The sequence below is a fragment of the Nocardioides sp. SYSU D00038 genome, assembly GCF_016924665.1.
Lineage (GTDB): Bacteria > Actinomycetota > Actinomycetes > Propionibacteriales > Nocardioidaceae > Nocardioides.
This window is the reverse complement of record NZ_JAFFJT010000014.1, coordinates 297500-316088: the sequence shown is the minus strand read 5'-3', so window position 1 is coordinate 316088 and position 18589 is coordinate 297500. Positions and strand designations below refer to the sequence as shown.

19 protein-coding genes are annotated in these 18589 nt (G+C 74.0%); 11 read left to right on the top strand and 8 right to left on the bottom strand.

Features of this window, described 5'->3' with window-relative positions:
- Positions 1–12: 12 nt before the first annotated feature.
- Entirely contained in the window at positions 13–633 is a 621-nt protein-coding gene (locus JT721_RS08465; RefSeq protein ID WP_205472506.1) for a hypothetical protein, read from the bottom strand.
- Between the two features lie 43 nt (positions 634–676).
- Positions 677–1462 (bottom strand): enoyl-CoA hydratase/isomerase family protein, encoded by a 786-nt coding sequence (locus tag JT721_RS08460; protein ID WP_205472504.1) that lies wholly within the window; start codon positions 1460–1462, stop codon positions 677–679.
- Between the two features lie 68 nt (positions 1463–1530).
- Between JT721_RS08460 and JT721_RS08455 the strand changes: the two genes are divergently transcribed.
- On the top strand, positions 1531–2499 hold the full coding sequence (locus JT721_RS08455; RefSeq protein WP_205472502.1) for a DNA-3-methyladenine glycosylase: 969 nt from the start codon (positions 1531–1533) through the stop codon (positions 2497–2499).
- Positions 2500–2524: 25 nt separating this feature from the next.
- Here the strand turns inward: JT721_RS08455 and JT721_RS08450 are convergent, their stop codons facing one another.
- Together JT721_RS08450 and JT721_RS08445 are read right to left on the bottom strand one after the other, a co-directional pair.
- Positions 2525–2929, bottom strand: coding sequence for a nuclear transport factor 2 family protein (locus JT721_RS08450; protein ID WP_205472501.1), 405 nt, complete (start codon positions 2927–2929; stop codon positions 2525–2527).
- Positions 2930–3008: 79 nt separating this feature from the next.
- Positions 3009–4262 (bottom strand): phospholipase D-like domain-containing protein, encoded by a 1254-nt coding sequence (locus JT721_RS08445; RefSeq protein ID WP_307827954.1) that lies wholly within the window; start codon positions 4260–4262, stop codon positions 3009–3011.
- Between the two features lie 96 nt (positions 4263–4358).
- Here JT721_RS08445 and uvrB point away from each other — a divergent pair, with 96 nt between their 5' ends.
- From uvrB to JT721_RS08415, 6 genes are all read left to right on the top strand, one after another.
- Positions 4359–6485 carry an excinuclease ABC subunit UvrB gene (gene uvrB, locus JT721_RS08440; RefSeq protein ID WP_205472500.1) on the top strand — a complete coding sequence of 709 codons (2127 nt, stop codon included), beginning with the start codon at positions 4359–4361 and terminating at the stop codon, positions 6483–6485.
- Complete coding sequence (locus JT721_RS08435; protein ID WP_205472499.1) at positions 6482–6937, top strand: VOC family protein; 456 nt, start codon at positions 6482–6484, stop codon at positions 6935–6937. Before uvrB ends, JT721_RS08435 begins: the two co-directional genes overlap by 4 nt.
- A 32-nt stretch (positions 6938–6969) precedes the next feature.
- Positions 6970–7266 (top strand): hypothetical protein, encoded by a 297-nt coding sequence (locus JT721_RS08430; RefSeq protein WP_205472498.1) that lies wholly within the window; start codon positions 6970–6972, stop codon positions 7264–7266.
- 78 nt (positions 7267–7344) lie between these two features.
- Positions 7345–8625 carry an MFS transporter gene (locus tag JT721_RS08425; RefSeq protein ID WP_307827953.1) on the top strand — a complete coding sequence of 427 codons (1281 nt, stop codon included), beginning with the start codon at positions 7345–7347 and terminating at the stop codon, positions 8623–8625.
- A gap of 96 nt (positions 8626–8721) precedes the next feature.
- Complete coding sequence (locus JT721_RS08420; RefSeq protein WP_205472497.1) at positions 8722–9675, top strand: iron-containing redox enzyme family protein; 954 nt, start codon at positions 8722–8724, stop codon at positions 9673–9675.
- The gene (locus JT721_RS08415; protein WP_307827952.1) at positions 9672–9917 is read left to right on the top strand and encodes a CDGSH iron-sulfur domain-containing protein; all 246 of its coding nucleotides are present in this window, start codon (positions 9672–9674) and stop codon (positions 9915–9917) included. Before JT721_RS08420 ends, JT721_RS08415 begins: the two co-directional genes overlap by 4 nt.
- A 58-nt stretch (positions 9918–9975) precedes the next feature.
- Here JT721_RS08415 and JT721_RS08410 read toward each other — a convergent pair whose 3' ends face one another.
- Positions 9976–10626: a methyltransferase domain-containing protein gene (locus tag JT721_RS08410; RefSeq protein WP_307827951.1), complete on the bottom strand. Its 651-nt coding sequence runs from the start codon at positions 10624–10626 to the stop codon at positions 9976–9978.
- 284 nt (positions 10627–10910) lie between these two features.
- On the opposite strand from JT721_RS08410, the gene JT721_RS08405 reads away from it, so the two are divergent.
- Both JT721_RS08405 and JT721_RS08400 read left to right on the top strand, forming a co-directional pair.
- A complete protein-coding gene (locus JT721_RS08405; RefSeq protein ID WP_205472496.1) occupies positions 10911–11861 on the top strand; it encodes a TIGR03557 family F420-dependent LLM class oxidoreductase in 951 nt (316 codons plus the stop codon).
- A 64-nt stretch (positions 11862–11925) separates the two neighbouring features.
- Entirely contained in the window at positions 11926–13116 is a 1191-nt protein-coding gene (locus tag JT721_RS08400; protein WP_205472495.1) for a zinc-dependent alcohol dehydrogenase, read from the top strand.
- 109 nt (positions 13117–13225) lie between these two features.
- On the opposite strand, the gene JT721_RS08395 is transcribed toward JT721_RS08400, so the two are convergent.
- From JT721_RS08395 to JT721_RS08385, 3 genes are all read right to left on the bottom strand, one after another.
- Positions 13226–14008: a sigma-70 family RNA polymerase sigma factor gene (locus JT721_RS08395; RefSeq protein ID WP_205472494.1), complete on the bottom strand. Its 783-nt coding sequence runs from the start codon at positions 14006–14008 to the stop codon at positions 13226–13228.
- Between the two features lie 258 nt (positions 14009–14266).
- A complete protein-coding gene (locus JT721_RS21680; RefSeq protein WP_205472493.1) occupies positions 14267–14896 on the bottom strand; it encodes a response regulator transcription factor in 630 nt (209 codons plus the stop codon).
- Positions 14897–14962: 66 nt separating this feature from the next.
- A complete protein-coding gene (locus JT721_RS08385) occupies positions 14963–16426 on the bottom strand; it encodes an FAD-dependent oxidoreductase (protein WP_205472492.1) in 1464 nt (487 codons plus the stop codon).
- A 114-nt stretch (positions 16427–16540) separates the two neighbouring features.
- Here JT721_RS08385 and JT721_RS08380 point away from each other — a divergent pair, with 114 nt between their 5' ends.
- A complete protein-coding gene (locus tag JT721_RS08380) occupies positions 16541–16975 on the top strand; it encodes an SRPBCC family protein (RefSeq protein ID WP_205472491.1) in 435 nt (144 codons plus the stop codon).
- On the top strand, positions 16972–18576 hold the full coding sequence (locus tag JT721_RS08375) for an NAD(P)/FAD-dependent oxidoreductase (protein WP_205472490.1): 1605 nt from the start codon (positions 16972–16974) through the stop codon (positions 18574–18576). The genes JT721_RS08380 and JT721_RS08375 overlap by 4 nt, the downstream gene beginning before the upstream one ends.
- Positions 18577–18589: the final 13 nt, after the last annotated feature.

Genomic DNA, 18589 nt, shown 5'->3' with positions numbered 1-18589 from the left:
GGTCGGCGCGGCTCAGATCGGCCGGACCCCCGCGACCACCGCGTCGCTGAGGCCGGCGCCGGTGACCCGCAGGGTCTCGGCGGCCACCACCTCCGCGCCGACGCGGCGGGCGACCACGACCTCGTGCCCGGCCATCCCGACCACGGTCAGGTCGCCCTCGTCGCGAGCCGTGACCGATTCATCGGGCGCGACCTCGGCCTGCGCCGAGCCGGTGCCGCGGGCGCGCACGGCCGGTTCCCGAAGGACCCGGCCGTCGGGGCCCTCGACCTCCTCGAGCGCCTCGGTGCCGCCGCTGAGCACGGTGGTGGCCAGCGCCGCCACCACCACCGGGTCGGCGCACCCGTCGTAGACGTGGCGGGTGCCGAGCACCGAGTGCTCCGTGACGCCCACCAGGTGCGCCTCGGCCCCGTCGAGCGGCACCGCGCGGTAGGCGAGCGGCACGAACAGCGTCGACCCGCCGGAGGAGCCGAGCAGGAACAGCTCGATGCCCACCTCGCCGGCGGGGTCGTCGAGCCGGAACGACGCGACCGGGTCGCGGTCGGTGCCGCCGTCCCACCACGACTGGCGGGGCAGCCACGCGTCGAGCAGGTCGCGCTTGGTGGGGGTCAGGGTCGCCTGGTGCAGGAGGGCCATGGCAGCAGCGTAGGGAAGCCTGACGACCCGTCCCTCGCACCGGTCACCAGCCGGGCGGCAGCCCGGTGAAGTCGGGGGCACGACCCTCGGCGAAGGCCGTGAGCGCCTCGAGGTTCGCCGGCCCGCCCATCAGCTCGGCGAACGCGGCGTTCTCGCGCTCGCGGGCGGCGGCGATGCCCTCGCGCAGCGGCTCGGTCATGGTCCGCTTGACCGCGACCAGGCTCGAGATCGGCTGCGCGGCCAGTACGGCGGCCTGCCGGTGCGCCTCGGCCAGCAGGTCGTCGGGCTCGCACACCGTGCGCACCAGGCCCATCGCCGCCGCCTCCTCGGCGCCCACCCACTCCGACGACTGCAGCAGCCACGCGGCGTTCTGCCGACCCACGAGCAGCGGCAGCAGGTACGACGACGCCGCCTCGGGGGCGACCCCCAGCGACGTGAACGGGCACTTCAGCCGGGCGGTGCTCGCCATCAGCGCCAGGTCGGCGAAGCCGAGCACGGTGCAGCCGATACCGAGGCCCACCCCGTTGACCGCGACCACGAGCGGTTTGGGGAACGCCGCCAGCGCGTCGACCAGGCCCACGAACCCGTGGCGGCCGCGCACGAAGTCGGGGTCGGTGGCGATCCGGTGCATCTCGAGCAGGTCGGTGCCGGCGCTGAACCCCCGGCCGCTGCCGGTGAGCAGCACCACCGCGACCCCCGGGTCCTCGGCGGCCGCGAGCAGCGCGTCGGCGGTGGCGTCGTAGAGCTCCTCGTTGAAGGCGTTGAGCGCCTCGGGCCGGTCGAGGGTCAGGGTCCGGACCCTGGCGTCGTCGGCGATCTGCAGCACCATGCGCCGCAGCGTAGCGGCCTCGAGTAGAACGTGTTCCAGTGTCCGGGCGGCCGGTTAGCCTCGGGGCTGTGGACGTCGACCGGGCCGAGGAGCGCGCCGCCGAGCGGGTCTGGCGACCCGACTGGCCGTGCCGCACCGGCGCGCTCCTCCAGCACCGCCGCGGCCGGGGCGACCCGACGTTCAAGCACGACGACGACGGCACCGTCTGGCGCGGGATCCGCACCCCGGAGGGCCCGGCCACGCTGCGGGTGCGCTCCCTCGACCGCGACGGCCGGGTGGTCGCGGCCGCCTGGGGCCCGGGGGCGGAGTGGGCGCTGGCCTCGGTGCCGGGGCTGCTCGGTGCCCACGACGACTGGAGCGGCTTCGAGCCTCGCCACCCCGTGCTGGCCGAGGCCCGGCGCCACCACCCCCACGTCCGGCTGGGGCGCAGCGGCCTGCTGATGGAGGCGCTGGTGCCCTCGATCATCGAGCAGAAGGTCACCGGGCAGGAGGCCTTCGGCGGCTTCCGGATGCTGGTGCACCGGCACGGCGAGCGAGCGCCGGGCGCAGGCCGGGCCCGCGGGCTGTGGGTGCAGCCCACCCCCGAGCGGCTGCGCACCATCCCCTCGTGGGAGTGGCTGCGCCTCCACGTCGACCCCGCCCGGTCCCGGGCCGTGGTCACCGCGGCCCGGGTCGCCGACAGCCTCGAGCGGCTGGTGCGGCTGCCGCCGGCCGAGGCCGACGTCCGGCTCCGGTCGCTGCCGGGCATCGGGGTCTGGACCAGCGCCGAGGTGCGCCAGCGGGCCCTCGGCGACCCCGACGCCGTCTCGTTCGGCGACTACCACGTCGCCAAGGACGTCGGCTGGGCCCTGGCCGGGCGGGAGTTCGACGACGTCGAGCTCGAGGAGTTCCTCGAGCCGTGGCGCCCCCAGCGCGGCCGGGTGCCGGCCCTGCTCGCCGCCGCGGGGCTGCGCCGGCCGCGGCACGGCGCCCGGATGGCGCCGCGCACCCACCTGCCGGGACCCACGCCGGGCAGCCGGCGCCCGCCGCGGAGGTGACCGCGCGCCGGGGTGGGGCCCGGTGCTACGGGCCCGAGACGTCGGCGAACGAGTGGTGCTCGTGGGCCACCTGCCACCTTGCCCCCTGCCGCCGCAGGCCGAGCGTCAGCCGGAGCCGACGGTCGGGGTGGCGCTCCAGCTCGTCGGGGAGCCCGCAGCGCAGCAGCGCCCACGCCCAGGCGACGTCGTCACCCGCGGTCACGTCGAGCTCGACCACCTCGAAGACCGCACCGGAGCGCTGGTACTCCAGGAACGGCGGCCAGGTGTCGGCGTACGCCGCGAGGCCGCGCGCGCCGTCGTGGGGCGGCGGGACGTCGAACATCACGATGTCGTCGGTGTGGTCGGCCAGCACCTGCTCCAGCGGCCCGGCCGCGTCGATGGTGGCCGCCCAGCCCAGCACCAGGTCCCGGATCTCCCGCTCGTCGCCCATGGTGGTGCCGACCGGCCGGACCGGCCGGACTCATCGGTCCGGCCTCGGTCCGCCGCCGGGCCGCCGGCGCGACCGGAGCTCAGAGCAGGGGTCGCAGCGGCCGCAGCACCAGCTCGGTGAACCGACGGTGCAGGTCGCGGGCCTCCCACTCGCCCCGGCCGAGCTCGATCGAGTGGGACTCGTCGACGTGCCAGACCTCCTCGAGCGCCTTGGCCAGCGACTCGTCGATAACCTCGACGTTGATCTCGTAGTTGCCCTGGAGGCTGAGCCGGTCGATGTTCGCCGTGCCGACCGTCGACCAGGTGCCGTCGACCGTCGAGGTCTTGGCGTGCACCATCGCGTCCTTGTAGCGGAAGATCCGCACGCCTGCCTCGAGCAGCTGGGCGACGTAGCCGCGCGAGATCCAGTCGGCCACGATGTGGTTCGACTTCAGCGGCACCAGCAGCCGGACGTCGACGCCCCGCCGGGCCGCCGACCGGATCGCGTCGACGAAGTCCTGGTCGGGGATGAAGTAGGCGGTGGTCAGCCAGACGTTCCGGCTGGCCCGGTTGATCGCCTCGATGTACATGCCCCGGATGGGGAACATCCACAGCCGCGGCACGTTGCGCTGCACCCGGATCCGGGGCTCCCAGGTCGAGGCGGTCTCGAGCAGCAGCGGACGCTCGCTGGTGCCGAACCGGCGGCGGCGGTTGAGGTTCCAGAAGTCGGCGAACGCGCGCTTGAGGTCCCACACCGCCGGTCCGGTGATCCGGACGTGGGTGTCGCGCCACTCGGTCTCGTAGGCGGAGCCGATGTTGTAGCCACCCACGAACCCCACGGTGTCGTCGACGACCAGGATCTTGCGGTGGTCGCGCCCGTAGCGGCGGATGTCGAAGAACCGCCAGCCGGCGCCGTAGACGGGGTAGCGCAGCACCTTCATGCCGGCCGGGAACCGCTTGAACCGGGGCGAGACGACGAGGTTCGCGAACCCGTCGTAGATGCAGTAGACCTCCACGCCCCGGTCGGCGGCCGCCGCGAGCGCCGACTTGAACCGCTCGCCGACCCGGTCGCCCTTCCAGATGTAGGTCTCGAAGAGCACCTGCCGCTGGGCCCCCTCGATCGCGGCGAGCATGTCGGCGTAGAGGTCGCGCCCGTAGGTGTACGTCGTGATCTCGCCGTCGCCGACCGAGACGGTGCGCGGGTCGGTGACCGGGAACGGCTTCGGCCTCTTGCCCCGGCGCCGGTAGGAGTCGACCACGCTCATCGCGATGCCGATCAGGATCGGCACCCCGAACGTCGCCAGCAGCACGCGCCGCACCAGCCGGAGGGCCTGGTCGAGCCGCGCGGTCGTCACGCCGCACAATCTAGTGGGGAGCGTCGGGGACCGGTGGGCAGTCGCCCCGAGCCGCTCCGGGAGGCGGCTGTCGGCGGTCCGCCGTACGCTCGAGGCATGCGCCCCGTCACCGATCTCGAGCGCCGCGTGGCCCCGTTCCACGTGGTCTCCGACTACCAGCCGTCCGGCGACCAGCCGGCCGCGATCGCCGAGATCAGCAAGCGGCTCCGTGCCGGCCAGGACGACGTCGTGCTGCTCGGCGCCACCGGCACCGGCAAGACGGCGACCGTGGCCTGGGTGGCCGAGGAGGTGCAGCGCCCGCTGCTCGTGCTCCAGCCCAACAAGACCCTCGCCGCCCAGTTCGCCAACGAGCTGCGCCAGCTCTTCCCGGACAACGCGATCGAGTACTTCGTCTCCTACTACGACTACTACCAGCCCGAGGCCTACGTCCCCCAGACCGACACCTACATCGAGAAGGACTCCTCGATCAACGAGGAGGTGGAGCGGCTGCGCCACTCGGCGACCAACTCCCTGCTCACCCGGCGCGACGTCATCGTGGTGTCGACGGTGTCGTGCATCTACGGCCTCGGCACGCCGCAGGAGTACGTCGACCGGATGCTGCGGCTGCGCGTCGGCGAGGAGCACGACCGCGACTCGATCCTGCGCCGGCTCGTCGAGATCCAGTACACCCGCAACGACATGAGCTTCACCCGCGGCACCTTCCGGGTGCGCGGCGACACCCTCGAGATCTTCCCGGTCTACGAGGAGCACGCGGTCCGCATCGAGTTCTTCGGCGACGAGATCGAGCGGCTGATGACGCTGCACGCGGTGACCGGCGAGGTCCTCACCGAGGACACCGAGCTCTACGTCTTCCCGGCCACCCACTACGTCGCCGGCCCGCAGCGGATGGAGCGGGCGATCGCCGGCATCGAGGCCGAGCTCGAGGAGCAGCTCCAGCTCTTCGAGAAGCAGGGCAAGCTGCTCGAGGCGCAGCGGCTGCGGATGCGCACGACCTACGACGTCGAGATGATGCGCCAGGTCGGGTCGTGCTCGGGCATCGAGAACTACTCGATGCACATCGACGGCCGGAGCCGGGGCTCGGCGCCCAACTGCCTGCTCGACTACTTCCCCGAGGACTTCGTGCTCGTGATCGACGAGTCCCACGTCACCGTGCCCCAGGTCGGCGGCATGTACGAGGGCGACATGTCGCGCAAGCGCAACCTGGTCGACCACGGCTTCCGGCTGCCGAGCGCCATGGACAACCGGCCGCTGAAGTGGGAGGAGTTCCTGGAGCGGATCGGCCAGACCGTCTACCTCTCCGCGACCCCCGGCAACTACGAGCTCGACAAGGTCGGCGGCGACGTCGTCGAGCAGATCATCCGGCCCACGGGCCTGGTCGACCCCGAGGTCGTGGTCAAGCCGACCAAGGGCCAGATCGACGACCTCATCCACGAGATCCGGCTGCGCACCGACAAGTCGGAGCGGGTGCTGGTCACGACGCTGACCAAGAAGATGTCCGAGGACCTCACCGACTACCTCCTCGACGCCGGCATCCGCACCCGCTACCTGCACTCCGAGGTCGACACCCTCAAGCGGATCGAGCTGCTGCGCGACCTGCGGCTGGGGGAGTACGACGTGCTCGTCGGCATCAACCTCCTCCGCGAGGGCCTCGACCTGCCCGAGGTGTCGCTGGTGGCGATCCTCGACGCCGACAAGGAGGGCTTCCTGCGCTCCGACAAGTCGCTGATCCAGACCATCGGCCGCGCGGCGCGCAACGTCTCCGGCGAGGTGCACATGTACGCCGACCGGATCACCCCCTCGATGGAGTCGGCCATCGACGAGACCAACCGCCGCCGCGCCAAGCAGGTCGCCTACAACACCGAGCACGGCATCGACCCCACGCCGCTGCGCAAGAAGATCGCCGACATCACCGACATGCTCGCCCGCGAGGACGAGAACACCCAGGCGCTCCTGGAGACCTGGGCCGGCACCGAGGCCAAGGGCCGCGCGGGCGGCGTCCGCGCCAAGCAGCCGGTGCCCGGCCTCAGCAAGGCCGCCGCCGGCCAGCACGCGGCCGACCTGGCCGGGATGCCGAGCTCCGACCTCGCCCAGCTCATCCAGGAGCTGACCGACCAGATGAAGAACGCCGCCGCCGAGCTGCAGTTCGAGGTGGCGGCCCGGCTGCGTGACGAGATCAGCGAGCTGAAGAAGGAGCTGCGCCAGATGATCGAGGCAACCCGATGAGCGCCCCGGACCGCGGGACCCCGGTGCGCGAGGTCCAGGTCACCTTCGACTGCGCCGACCCACGAGCGCTGTCGCTGTTCTGGGTCGACGTGCTCGGCTACGAGCTGCCCCCGCCCCCGCCGGGCTTCGAGTCGTGGGACGCGTTCTCGGAGTCGCTCCCGCCCGAGCAGCGCAACTCCGCGTCGGCGTGCGTCGACCCGGGCGGCACCGGGCCGCGACTGTTCTTCCAGCGGGTCCCCGAGGGCAAGGCGGCCAAGAACCGCGTCCACCTCGACGTCCGCGCCGCCCCCGGGCTCGAGGGCGAGGAGCGGATGGCCGCGCTCGAGGCCGAGTGCGAGCGGCTGCTGGCGCTGGGCGCCACCCGCGTCGAGCGGCACGAGCCGAACCCGCCGATGGCGGGGGGCCACATCTACATGCAGGACCCCGAGGGCAACGAGTTCTGCCTCGACTGAGGCGGGTCGACGGTGGCAGCGAGGAGCCTGGAGTGACCGAACCCGAGCCCACCGCCGACGGTCGCTACGTCGTCATCGACGGCCGCCGCTGGCGGGCCACCGACCCCGCGATCCCCGAGGAGCGCCGCGGCGAGCTGCAGCGGGCCCTGATGGCCTGGCGGCGCGAGGTGAAGCGCACCAAGGGCACCCACGAGGAGCGCGGCGCCCGCGACGGCGTGCAGGCGGCGAAGGTCGCGCTCGGCGAGCGCGGCACGCCGTGGTGGGAGCAGTCGGAGGCCGAGCGGCGGCAGCGGTGGGAGGCCGAGGTGCCCGTGCCGCCCGCACGGTGAGGTGAACCCCGTCACCCGCCCGTGCCCTGCGTCCGCGCCGGCTCCGGCCGGCGCCCGCGCCGCTCCTACAGTGGGGGAGTGAGAGCCGGCTACCGCGTCCCCTGGGTGGTGTGGTCGGTGGCTCTCGCGGTCTACCTCGTCGCGGTCTTCCACCGCACCTCGCTCGCGGTCGCCGGGCTGCTGGCCACCGACCGGTTCGGGATCTCCGCCTCCCAGCTCGCGGCCTTCACCGTGCTGCAGCTGCTGGTCTACGCCGCCATGCAGATCCCGGTCGGCCTGCTGGTCGACCGCTTCGGCTCGCGCAGCGTGATGCTGGTCGGCACCGTGGTGATGGCGCTGTCCCAGGCGGTCTTCGCGGTCGCCGAGACCTACTGGCTCGCGCTGGCCGCCCGCACCTTCGTCGGCATCGGTGACGCGATGACCTTCATCTGCGTGCTGCGCATCGTCAACCGGTGGTTCGACGGCCGCCGGGTGCCGTTCCTCACCCAGCTCACCGGCACCCTCGGCCAGCTCGGCGCCGTCGGGGCGGCGGTGCCGATGACCTGGGCACTGCGCGAGCTGGGCTGGACGACGTCGTACCTGGCGGCCGCCGGTCTCGGCCTGGCCCTGGCGGTGGCGACACTGGTCGTCGTCCACGACTCGCCCGAGGGCCCCCACCAGCGCGGCCCGGCGATGTCGCTGCGCGCGATCCGGTCGAGCCTGGCGGCGTCGTGGGCCCACCCCGGCACCCGGCTGGGCTTCTGGGTGCACTTCACGACGCCGTTCAGCGCCACCGCCCTGTCGCTGCTGTGGGGCTACCCGTTCCTGGTCCGGGGCGAGGGTCGGTCGTCCCAGACCGCCAGCCTGCTGCTCTCGCTGATGATCCTCGCGGTGGTCGTGGCCGGTCCGCTGCTGGGCTGGGCGGTCGGGCGGCACCCGTGGCACCGGTCGTCGATGGTGCTGGGCATCGTGGTCTCCATCGTGGCGGTGTGGACGGTGGTGCTGGTCTGGCCCAGTGACGCCCCGCTCTGGCTGCTCGTGGTCCTGGTGCTGGTGACCGGCATCGGCGGCCCCGCGTCGATGATCGGCTTCGACGTCGGCCGCACGGCCAACCCCGCCGAGCGGCTGGCCAGCGCGAGCGGCATCATCAACGTCGCGGGCTTCCTCGCCGCGCTGCTCGCCGTGCTCGCGATCGGGCTGGTCCTCGACTGGCGGACCCCGCCGGGCGCGGCGTACCCCGCGGAGGCCTTCCGGTGGGCGATGTCGGTGCAGTACGTCGTGTGGGGTGTCGGGCTGGTCCAGATCGTCCGCTACCGGGTCCGGGCCCGGCGGGTCTTCGACCGCCGCGCGCTCGAGGCCGGCGTCGTCCCCCAGGGCTGACCGGGTAGAGGCAGGGTCGGGCAGGGTCGAGGCAGGGCTGCCGCATCCCCCACGAGGGTGGGGTGGGCGGCGACGGGAACGGGGTACTGGTGCGCCATGACGATGCTTCCCAAGCCCCGCGGTGAGCTGAGCGCGGCGTTCTTCGAGGCTCTCCGCTCGTGGGACGACGGTCCGGTCACGGCCGTCGACGTGGCGCCCGAGAGCGCCGAGGACGCCGCGATCACGCTGTGGGCCTCCCACGAGCTGTCCTACCGGGGGTTCGACGACGTCGACGACGGTGCGGAGTGGGAGCCGGCCCTGCTCGCCGTGCGCCGGGAGCTGGAGCGCGAGCTCGAGAGCCGGCTGCGACAGCGCTGGCCCGGGGCACCGCAGGGACGGGACGTCGTCGAGCACTTCTTCGACTGGGTCGCCGAGCAGGACGGCCCCTCGCTGGCCCGCCACGTGCAGACCACCGCGACGACCGAGCAGGTCCTCGACCTGCTGCGGATGCGGTCGGTCTACCACCTCAAGGAGGCCGACCCCACCGCGTGGGTCGTGCCCCGGCTGCCGATGGCCGCGCAGGCGGCGCTGATGGAGCTGCAGTTCGACGAGTACGGCAACGGCGACCCGGCCCGGCTGCACACCGGCCTGTTCGCCCGCGGCATCGCGGCCTGCGGGCTGCGCCCCGAGCAGGGTGCCTACGTCGACGAGGCGCCGCTGGAGGTGCTGGAGCAGAACAACACGCTGTCGATGTTCGGCCTGCACCGGCGGCTGCGGGGTGCGGCGCTGGGCCACCTGGCGGCGTTCGAGGCGACCAGCTCGCTGCCCTCGCGCCGGATGGCGCAGGGCCTGGAGCGGCTCGGCATGGCGCCGGAAATGATCGCCTACTACACCGAGCACGTGGAGGCCGACGCGGTGCACGAGCAGCTCGCCGTCCGGACCATCTGCGGGAGCCTGCTGGCCGAGGAGCCCGAGCAGGCCCCGGAGATCTGGTTCGGCGCGTTCACCTGCCTCGACCTCGAGGACCGGCTCGCCCACCGCCTGCTCGAGGTCTGGGAGGTCGCGGCGTGAGCGCCCTGCGTGACACCCAGCCCGAGGAGCTGCCCCCGGGCACGGCCGGCGAGCAGCCCGCCGTCGTCCTCTGCCCCGGCGGCCCGATGCTGCTGCGTGGCCACCACGTCATCGAGGACGAGGACGGCACCCGCCACGAGACCGTGCGCCCGGTCAGCGCGGTCTGCCGCTGCGGCAAGTCGGCCAGCAAGCCCTGGTGCGACGGCACCCACAAGCTGCTCCCGCGCAAGCTCCGCCCCTGACCCAACGGCGCCGGGTCGTCGTTACTCGTGACGAGTAACGACGACCCGGCGCGTGGGGTCAGCGGCGGTCGAGGCGGACGAGGACGCCGCGGGGGTGCACGCGGGTCTCGACGACGGCGAGGTCGTCGAGACCGGCGCTGAGCTCCTCGACCTGGTCGCGGTCGCCGAGCTGGAGCACGCCGGTGCCGCCCGGCGCGAGGTGCCGGGACATCACGGCGGTGCACATCCTGGCGAGGTCGAGACCGTCGGTGCCGCCGTCGATGGCGAGCAGCGGGTCCTCGGGGAACCGGTCGACCTCGTCGTGCAGCACCCACGGCGGGTCGGCGATGACCACCGTGAACTGCTCGCCCGCGGCGACGGCCTCGCGCATGTCGCCCTCGCGGACCTCGACCCGGTCGAGGCCGGCGACGGCCGCGTTGTGCCGGGCCCAGGCGCAGGCCACCGGGTCGACGTCAACGGCGACCAGCGGGCGACCGGTGAGGTGGGCGGCGAGCAGGCCGATGTGGCCGGCGCCCGTGCACAGCTCCAGGGCCCGCCCGCCGCGGGCCGCCCACAGGTCCGCCGCCCACCGCGACTGGGCGCTGGTCCATGGCCGGGGCCGGAGCACGCGCTCGTCGTAGCGGATCATCAGACCACCGAAGTCGATGACCTCCTCCGGCGGCGCGGTCGTGGTGCGGCCGGCGCGCTGATCGGGGACGGTGACGCTCACGGGGCCTCCTCAGGACGGTCCCGGCAGGGACGGCTGCTCCAGCGTTACCCGGACCGGCCCCCGACGACACGACCCCCAGGGGTGAAAGTCCTCCCGCTAACCCCGCCCGGCCGCGGTAGTCCCTGACGAAGTGGTCGGGTCCGGGCCGGGCGGGGGGGCCATTTCGTCCGGGACTATCCGCCCCCGGGGCCGTGGACGGGGGGGAGCGGGGTGGGCCGGATGGTGGTGGACGGGAGGGGTACCGCCGCGGTGGAGCAGAGAACGACGACGTCCCGGGAGGCCCCATGCGGTTCGGCTACTTCCTGTCCTGCGAGGAGTACACCCCCGCCCAGCTCGTCGAGCAGGCGGTGGCGGCCGAGGCGGCCGGCTTCGACGCGCTGTGGATCAGCGACCACTTCCACCCGTGGAACGACGAGCAGGGGCAGAGCCCGTTCGTCTGGTCGGTGATCGGGGCGATCTCGCAGGCGTGCTCGCTCCCGGTGACCACCGCGGTCACCTGCCCGACCGTGCGCACCCACCCCCTGGTCATCGCCCAGGCCGCGGCCACCTCGGCGTGCCTGCTCGAGGGCCGGTTCGTGCTCGGCGTCGGCTCGGGCGAGGCGCTCAACGAGCACGTCCTGGGCGGCCCGTGGCCCTCCGCCGACGTCCGCCTGGAGATGCTGGAGGAGGCCGTCGACCTGATCCGCCGGCTCTGGACCGGCGAGGTCGTCACCACCGCCGGGCGTCACTACCAGGTCGACACCGCACGCATCTACACGCTGCCCCACGAGCCGCCACCGATCTACGTCTCGGCGTTCGGCCCCAAGGCGCTCGACCTCGCCGCCCGCATCGGCGACGGCTTCATCAACACCAGCGACGACGCCGAGATGGTCGCCCGCTGGAAGGAGCTCTCCGGCGGCAAGCCGGCCCAGGGCGGCGTCAAGGTCGCCTGGGCCGACACCGAGGACGAGGGCGTCGACCACGCGCACCGGCTCTGGGCCAACGCCGGCCTGCCGGGCGAGCTGGCCCAGGTGCTGCCGAGCCCCCAGCACTTCGAGCAGGCCAGCCAGCTCGTCACCCGGGAGTCGACCGCCGAGAGCATCGTCGCCGGCCCCGACGTCGAGCGGCACGTCGCCCAGCTGCGGTCGTACGTCGACGCGGGCTTCGACGAGGTCTACGTCGCCAACATGGGCCCGCACTACCTGGACATGATCGCCGGCTACGGCCGCGACGTGCTCCCCGCCCTGCGCGGGTGAGCCGCCCTCGCCGGATCGGCACCGGCCGCACCTGACCCAGCACGTCCCCACCGAGGAGGAACACATGAAGGCAGTCACCTGGCACGGCACCCGCGACATCCGCGTCGACGAGGTGCCCGACCCCCAGGTCGAGGAGGCCACCGACGCGATCATCCGCGTCACGAGCACCGGCCTGTGCGGCTCCGACCTGCACCTCTACGAGCCGCTCGGCACCTTCATGGAGCCCGGCGACATCGTGGGCCACGAACCGATGGGCATCGTGGAGGAGGTCGGCTCGGGGGTGACCAACCTGCAGGTCGGCGACCGGGTCGTCATCCCGTTCAACGTCAGCTGCGGCAGCTGCTGGATGTGCGAGCAGGGCCTGCAGAGCCAGTGCGAGACGACCCAGAACCGCGAGCACGGGACCGGCGCCAGCCTGCTCGGCTACAGCAAGCTGTACGGCCAGGTGCCCGGCGGCCAGGCCGAGCTGCTCCGCGTCCCCCAGGCGCACTTCGGCCCGATCAAGGTGCCCGAGGGCCCGCCGGACGACCGCTTCCTGTTCCTCAGCGACGTGCTGCCCACGGCCTGGCAGGCGGTGGAGTACGCGCAGCTGCCGCCCGACGGCGTGCTGCTGGTGCTGGGCGCCGGGCCGATCGGGGACATGGCCGCCCGGATCGCGATGCACCGCGGCCACCGGGTGATCGTGGCCGACCTGGTGCCGGAGCGGCTGGCCCGGGTGCAGGCCCGGGGGGCCGAGGTGATCGACATCGAGGAGGCCGGCAAGACCGCGGGGCTCGCCGAGCAGGTGCGAGAGCTCACCGGCGGCCGGGGCGCTGACTCGGTCATCGACGCGGTCGGCATGGAGGCGCACGGGTCGCCCGGCACCTCGCTGCTGCAGAAGGCGGTCGGCCTGCTGCCGGACGCCGTCGCCGAGCCGCTGATGATGAAGGCCGGCGTCGACCGGATGACCGCGCTGTACGCCGCCATCGAGTCGGTGCGCCGCGGCGGGACCATCTCGCTGTCGGGCGTCTACGGCGGTGCGCTCGACCCCATGCCGATGTTCCAGCTCTTCGACAAGCAAGTGCAGCTGCGGATGGGCCAGGCCAACGTGCGCCACTGGAGCGACGACATCCTCGAGCTGATCAGCCAGGACGAGGACGTGCTGGGCGTCGAGACGTTCGCCACCCACCACCTCCCGTTGGAGGAGGCGCCGTCGGCGTACGCGAAGTTCCAGAAGAAGCAGGACGGCATGATCAAGGTGGTCTTCACCCCCTGATCCGCTCCGGGGCGCCGGCGCCGCCGACGGTCGGTGCCGGCCCCCGGATCCGCGGGGCCGGCGTGCGGTCGGACGACGGTCGGCGACGGTGGCGACGGTCAGGCGCGGGTCAGGCGACGTCGGAGAACTGGTGGACGCCGAGCCCGTCGCGCAGGGTGTCGTAGACCTGGGCGAGCAGTCGCGAGACCTGCACCTGGCTGACGCCGAGCTCGGCCCCGATCTCGCTCTGGGTGAGGTCGCGGACGAACCGCAGGTGCACCAGGCGGCGCTGCCGCTCGGTGAGTCGACCCAGCAGGGGCTCGAGGATCGCCCTGGCCTCGGGGGCGTCGTGACCGTCGTCGACCGAGACGACGCGCGGCGAGGTCGCCGGGTCGACGTCGAGGGAGTCGGGGGAGAAGCAGGTGTCGAGGCGCAGCGCCTCCGAGACGTCGCCGACCGGCAGGTCGAGCACCTTGGCGATCTCGCGCTCGCTGGCCGGGCGGCCGAACTCGTCGGAGGGCAGGGTGTCGCGCACCGAGCTCACCTGGCTGCGCACCTCCTGGAGCCGTCGCGGCGGTCGCACGGTCCAGCCGTGGTCGCGGAAGTAGCGCCGCAGCTCGCCGGTGATGGTCGGGACGGCGTAGGTCAGGAAGTTCTCCGAGCGCTCGGGGTCGAAGCGCTGCGCGGCCCGGACCAGGGCCAGGCAGGCGACCTGCTCGAGGTCGGCCATCTCGACGTCGCGGCCGCGGTAGCGGTGGGCGACGGCATGGGCGACACAGGTGTTGATCTCGGCGACCCGCCGCAGCAGCTCGTCACGGGTGGCGTCGTCGGCGTGCCGGGCCTCGGCGAACAGGCGCGCGGTCTCTTCCTCGCGGACGGCGCGCTCGGCGCGCCACGGTGCAGGTGCGGTCATGCACAACCGGTACCGGCCCGGGGGTGGTCCAGACGGGCTGACGGACGTTTCCATCCCCAGGGGTGGCCGGTTCTCGGCCCGAACCACCCCGAGAGGTGTGACGACCCCCGGCGCGGTGACGCGTCGGGGGTCGTGGCGCGGTCTCGGACGCCCGGGACCCCATGCCCTGCTCGCTGCGGGTGTCGCGGTGTCACCCGAGCGAGCAGCACGGGCACGGTTGCCACTCCTGACGATGCCAACCCTCTGGGCTCGGGGCGGTCAGGAGTCGGAGGTGAGCTCGACCCCGTGCTGGAGGCACCAGGCGACCGCCTGGCTGCGGGTGGTGACCCCCATCTTGCGGTAGGCCGACCGGATGCAGGACTTGATGGTGTTGATCGACACGAACAGCTGGCCGGCGACCTCGACGTTGCTGAGCCCCCGGGTGATCAGCCGCAGGACCTCGAGCTCGCGCGGGGTGAGCCGAGCGTCGCCGCCGACCCGCTCGAAGGTCTGGTCGAGACCCGGGGTGTCGAGGGTGGCCTCCCCGGCCAGCTCACCGGCCGCGGCCGCGCGGACCAGGTCGGTCAACTGCTGGTGCTGGGCGGCGAGACTGATGCAGCCCGCTACCCCCAGCTCGAGGGCTCGCTGGGCGAGCTCGGGACGGAGGTCCTGGGCCAGGGCGACGACCACCGACGGCGTCTCCTTGACCAGGTGCTCCAGCTCGCCGGCGTCGCCGTCGTGGAGGCCCTTGACGTCGTAGAGCACCACGTCCGGAGCGTCTGCGGCACCGCTTGGGTCGAGGGCGACGACCTCGATGGGCGTCCCCGAGGCCGAGAGCACCTGCTCGATCCCGGCCGCGACGATCTCGTCGGTCGTCACGACCGCCACCCGGACCAGGCTGGAGTGCACACCCCATGGATAGCCGGTGAACGGCGTCGCGCCAAGCCGGGACCCCTCGTCCGTCGGGGTGATCCTTCACCCGGCCCGGCGGGTGAGGCCGCAGGTGGCCGGCCCGTCGAGCACCGAGCCGTCGGTGTCGAACCGCGAGCCGTGGAGCGGGCAGTCCCAGCTGCGCTCGGCGTCGTTCCACGCCACGACGCCGCCCAGGTGGGTGCACACGGCGGAGACCCGGTCCCCGGGCCCGTCGGCGACCGGCGGGACACCGGGCCGAACGTGCGGCTCGGACCCGGCGCCGGTGGGCACCAGCGGCCGCACCCAGCCGCGGGCCATCTCGAAACCGATGACCGCGTTCTCGCGCAGGCTCTGGGGGAGCCCCCGCAGCTCGCGGGTCCGGAACGGGTCGAGCACGTCCGCCCAGGCGGGCGACCGGCCCTCGACCCGGGCGGCCAGCGCCAGGGCGGCGGCCGGTCCGTTGGTCAGGCCCCACTTGGAGAACCCGCCGGCGACCAGCACGTCGTCGCGGCCGGGCAGCAGCGGCCCGGCGAACGGCAGCCCGTGGTGGGGCAGGTGGTCCTGCGCCGACCACTCGTGGGTCAGCTCGGCGCCGGGGAAGTGCTCCCGGGTCCAGGCGTCGAGCTCGTCGAGCCGGGCCCGGGTCGAGCCGTGCCGGCCGGTGGCGTGGCCGTTGCCACCCACCAGCAGCACCGGCCGCCCGGGGCCGGGGGTGTCGCGCAGTGAGCGCGAGGGCTGGTCGACCGAGAGGAACATGCCGTCGACGGCGCGCTCCGGGGTGAGGTAGGCCAGCCCGTAGGACCGCGAGGGCGACATCCGGGCGAAGTAGCCACCCCGGTCGAGGATCGGCATGCCGGTGGCCACCACCACGCGGTCGGCGGTCACCTCGCCCGTCGTCGTCTGCACGTGCGTCGGGCCGTGCCCGGTGACCCGCCGCACCCGCACCCCCTCGTGGAGGGTGGCGCCGTGCCGCCGTGCGGTCCCGGCCAGCGCCCCGACCAGCTCGAGGGGGTCCAGCTGCCACTGGTCGTCGAGCGCCGCGGCTCCGGCGGTCGGCAGCGGGAGCGGCAGGTCGTCGACCCAGCGGGCGGGCAGGCCGGCGGCGGCCGCCAGCTCGGCCTCGCGGCGAGCGGTGGCGGCGCCGTCGGGTCCGTGGGCGTAGCTGTAGGCCGTGCGGTGCTGCACGGCGACGCCCTCCTCGGCGCAGAACGCCGCCAGCCACTCCTGCCCGGCGAGGTTGGCGGCGACGTAGGAGCGCACCACGCCCTCGGGGTGCCGCGACCGGATCGAGGAGAGCCGGCTGCCCTGCAGGACGCTGACCTTGGCGGTGCTGCGCCCGGTGGTGCCGCTGCCCAGCGTGCGCGCCTCGAGCAGCGCCACGTCGTGCCCGGTGCGAGCCAGCTCGACCGCAGCCACCAGTCCGGTGATGCCGCCTCCGACGACGACCACCTCGTGGTGACCGCCCACCTCGGCGGCGGGGCGGGGGGCTCCCGGGTGGCGGGTCTCCCAGAGCGAGGGCAGGGTCACGGGACCTCCTGGCGGCGTGGCACGACGGACCGCGACCGGTATCCGATCACCTCCCGGGCCAGTCCGGCTGCCCGGCGCTGCATCCGGGGCGGCCCCGACGGTTACCGGCCCGGCATGAGCACCAACACGAGGACGATGCAGGCCACGCCGGAGCAGCTCTGGGAGGTACTGGCCGACGGCTGGCTCTACCCGCTGTGGGTGGTGGGCGCCTCCCGGATGAGGGAGGTCGACGACAGCTGGCCGGCAAAGGGCAGCCAGCTGCACCACTCGGTCGGCACCTGGCCGATGCTCATCGACGACTCCACCGAGGTGCTGGAGTCGCGGCCGCACTCGCTGCTCAAGCTGCGCGCGCGGGGCTGGCCGGCGGGCGAGGCCCAGGTGACGATCCGGATCCAGCCGCACGGTGACGGCTGCACGGTGGTGCTCGAGGAGGACGTCGCCAGCGGCCCGGGGCTGCTGGTGCCGAAGCCGCTGCGCGACGTGCCGCTGGGCTGGCGCAACGTCGAGACCCTGCGCCGGCTCGCGTTCATCGCCGAGCGCCGCCAGTGACTCCCTCCGGCGCCTCTCGTCGGGGCGGCCGCGCCGGCTACGACGCCGTGGTGATCGGCGCGGGACCCAACGGGCTGACCGCGGCCAACCACCTCGTCGACCGCGGCTGGTCGGTGCTGGTGCTGGAGGCGCAACCCACCCCGGGCGGCGCGGTGCGCAGCGACACCGACGTCCACCCGGGCTTCGTCCACGACACCGCCAGCGCGTTCTACCCCCTCGGCGTGGCCTCGCCGGTGCTGCGCAGCCTGCACCTCGAGGAGCACGGCCTGGTGTGGGAGCACGCCCCCGCGGTGCTGGGCCACCCCACCCCCGACGGCGAGTGGGCGATGCTCCACCGCGACCGGACCACCACCGCCGCCGGCTTCGACCGCGCGCGACCGGGCGACGGCGAGGCCTGGCTGCGGCTCTGCCAGGAGTGGGACGCCGTGGGCGACCGCTTCGTCGAGGCCCTGCTGGCGCCGTTCCCGCCCGTCCGCCCGGCTCTCGGCCTGCTGCCGCGGCTGCGCCGGGCCGGCGGGCTCCGGTTCGTGCAGACCCTGCTGATGCCGGCCACCGGGCTGGGACGCCGGTTCGCGGGTCCCGGACCCGGGCTGCTCTTCTCCGGCAACGCCGGGCACGCCGACATCCCCCTCGACGCCGCCGGCTCGGGCCTGATGGGCCTGCTGATGACCATGCTCGGGCAGACGGTCGGGTTCCCGGTGCCGCGCGGGGGTGCGGGCCGGCTGACCGACGCCCTGGTCGACCGGCTCGAGGTGCGCGGGGGCCACCTGCGCTGCTCCGCCGAGGTGGTGGGCGTCGACGTCGAGGGCGGCCGCGCGGTCGGCGTCCGCCTGGCCGACGGTGAGCGGGTCGTGGCCCGACGCGCCGTGGTGGCCGACGTGGTCGCCTCGCGCCTGCTCGGCGGCCTGGTGGCGCCCGAGCACCTGCCGGAGCGGGTCCGGCGGGGCATCCGCGGCTTCACCATGGACCCCGGCACGGTCAAGGTCGACTGGGCTTTGTCCGGCCCGGTGCCGTGGGCATCGGCGCCGTCCGAGGCGCCCGGCACCGTGCACGTCGCCGACGACGAGGTGCAGATGGCCGAGGCGCTGGGCCAGGTCTCGGCCGGGCTCGTGCCGGCGGCGCCGTTCCTGCTGGTGGGGCAGATGACCACGTCCGACCCCACCCGCTCGCCCGCTGGCACCGAGTCGCTGTGGGCCTACACCCACGTGCCCCAGGAGGTGGCCGGCGACGCCGGGCCGGACGGCATCACGGGGCGCTGGGACCGCGACGAGTGCGAGCGGTTCGCCGACCGGATGCAGGACCGCCTCGAGCGGCTCGCGCCCGGGTTCGGCTCCCGGGTGTTGGCCCGTCGTGTCCTCGGCCCCCACGAGCTGGAGGGCCGCGACGCCAACCTCGTCGGCGGCGCGGTCGGCGGCGGCAGCTCGCAGCTGCACCAGCAGCTGGTCTTCCGGCCGGTGCCGGGGCTGGGCCGCGCCGAGACCGGCGTGCCGCGGCTCTACCTCGCCTCCGCCTCCGCCCACCCCGGGGGCGGCGTGCACGGCGCGCCGGGGCACAACGCCGCCCGGGCGGCGCTGCTCCACGACCGGCTGCCCGGGCGCTGACCGGACGGGGTGG

Excerpts from the sequence above, each read along its gene's own strand:
- JT721_RS08465 (WP_205472506.1), bottom strand. The coding sequence starts at position 633 with ATGGCCCTCCTGCACCAGGCGACCCTGACCCCCACCAAGCGCGACCTG.
- JT721_RS08460 (WP_205472504.1), bottom strand. The coding sequence starts at position 1,462 with ATGGTGCTGCAGATCGCCGACGACGCCAGGGTCCGGACCCTGACCCTC.
- JT721_RS08450 (WP_205472501.1), bottom strand. The coding sequence starts at position 2,929 with ATGGGCGACGAGCGGGAGATCCGGGACCTGGTGCTGGGCTGGGCGGCC.
- uvrB (WP_205472500.1), top strand. The coding sequence starts at position 4,359 with ATGCGCCCCGTCACCGATCTCGAGCGCCGCGTGGCCCCGTTCCACGTG.
- JT721_RS08435 (WP_205472499.1), top strand. The coding sequence starts at position 6,482 with ATGAGCGCCCCGGACCGCGGGACCCCGGTGCGCGAGGTCCAGGTCACC.
- JT721_RS08420 (WP_205472497.1), top strand. The coding sequence starts at position 8,722 with ATGACGATGCTTCCCAAGCCCCGCGGTGAGCTGAGCGCGGCGTTCTTC.
- JT721_RS08405 (WP_205472496.1), top strand. The coding sequence starts at position 10,911 with ATGCGGTTCGGCTACTTCCTGTCCTGCGAGGAGTACACCCCCGCCCAG.
- JT721_RS08400 (WP_205472495.1), top strand. The coding sequence starts at position 11,926 with ATGAAGGCAGTCACCTGGCACGGCACCCGCGACATCCGCGTCGACGAG.
- JT721_RS08395 (WP_205472494.1), bottom strand. The coding sequence starts at position 14,008 with ATGACCGCACCTGCACCGTGGCGCGCCGAGCGCGCCGTCCGCGAGGAA.
- JT721_RS08380 (WP_205472491.1), top strand. The coding sequence starts at position 16,541 with ATGAGCACCAACACGAGGACGATGCAGGCCACGCCGGAGCAGCTCTGG.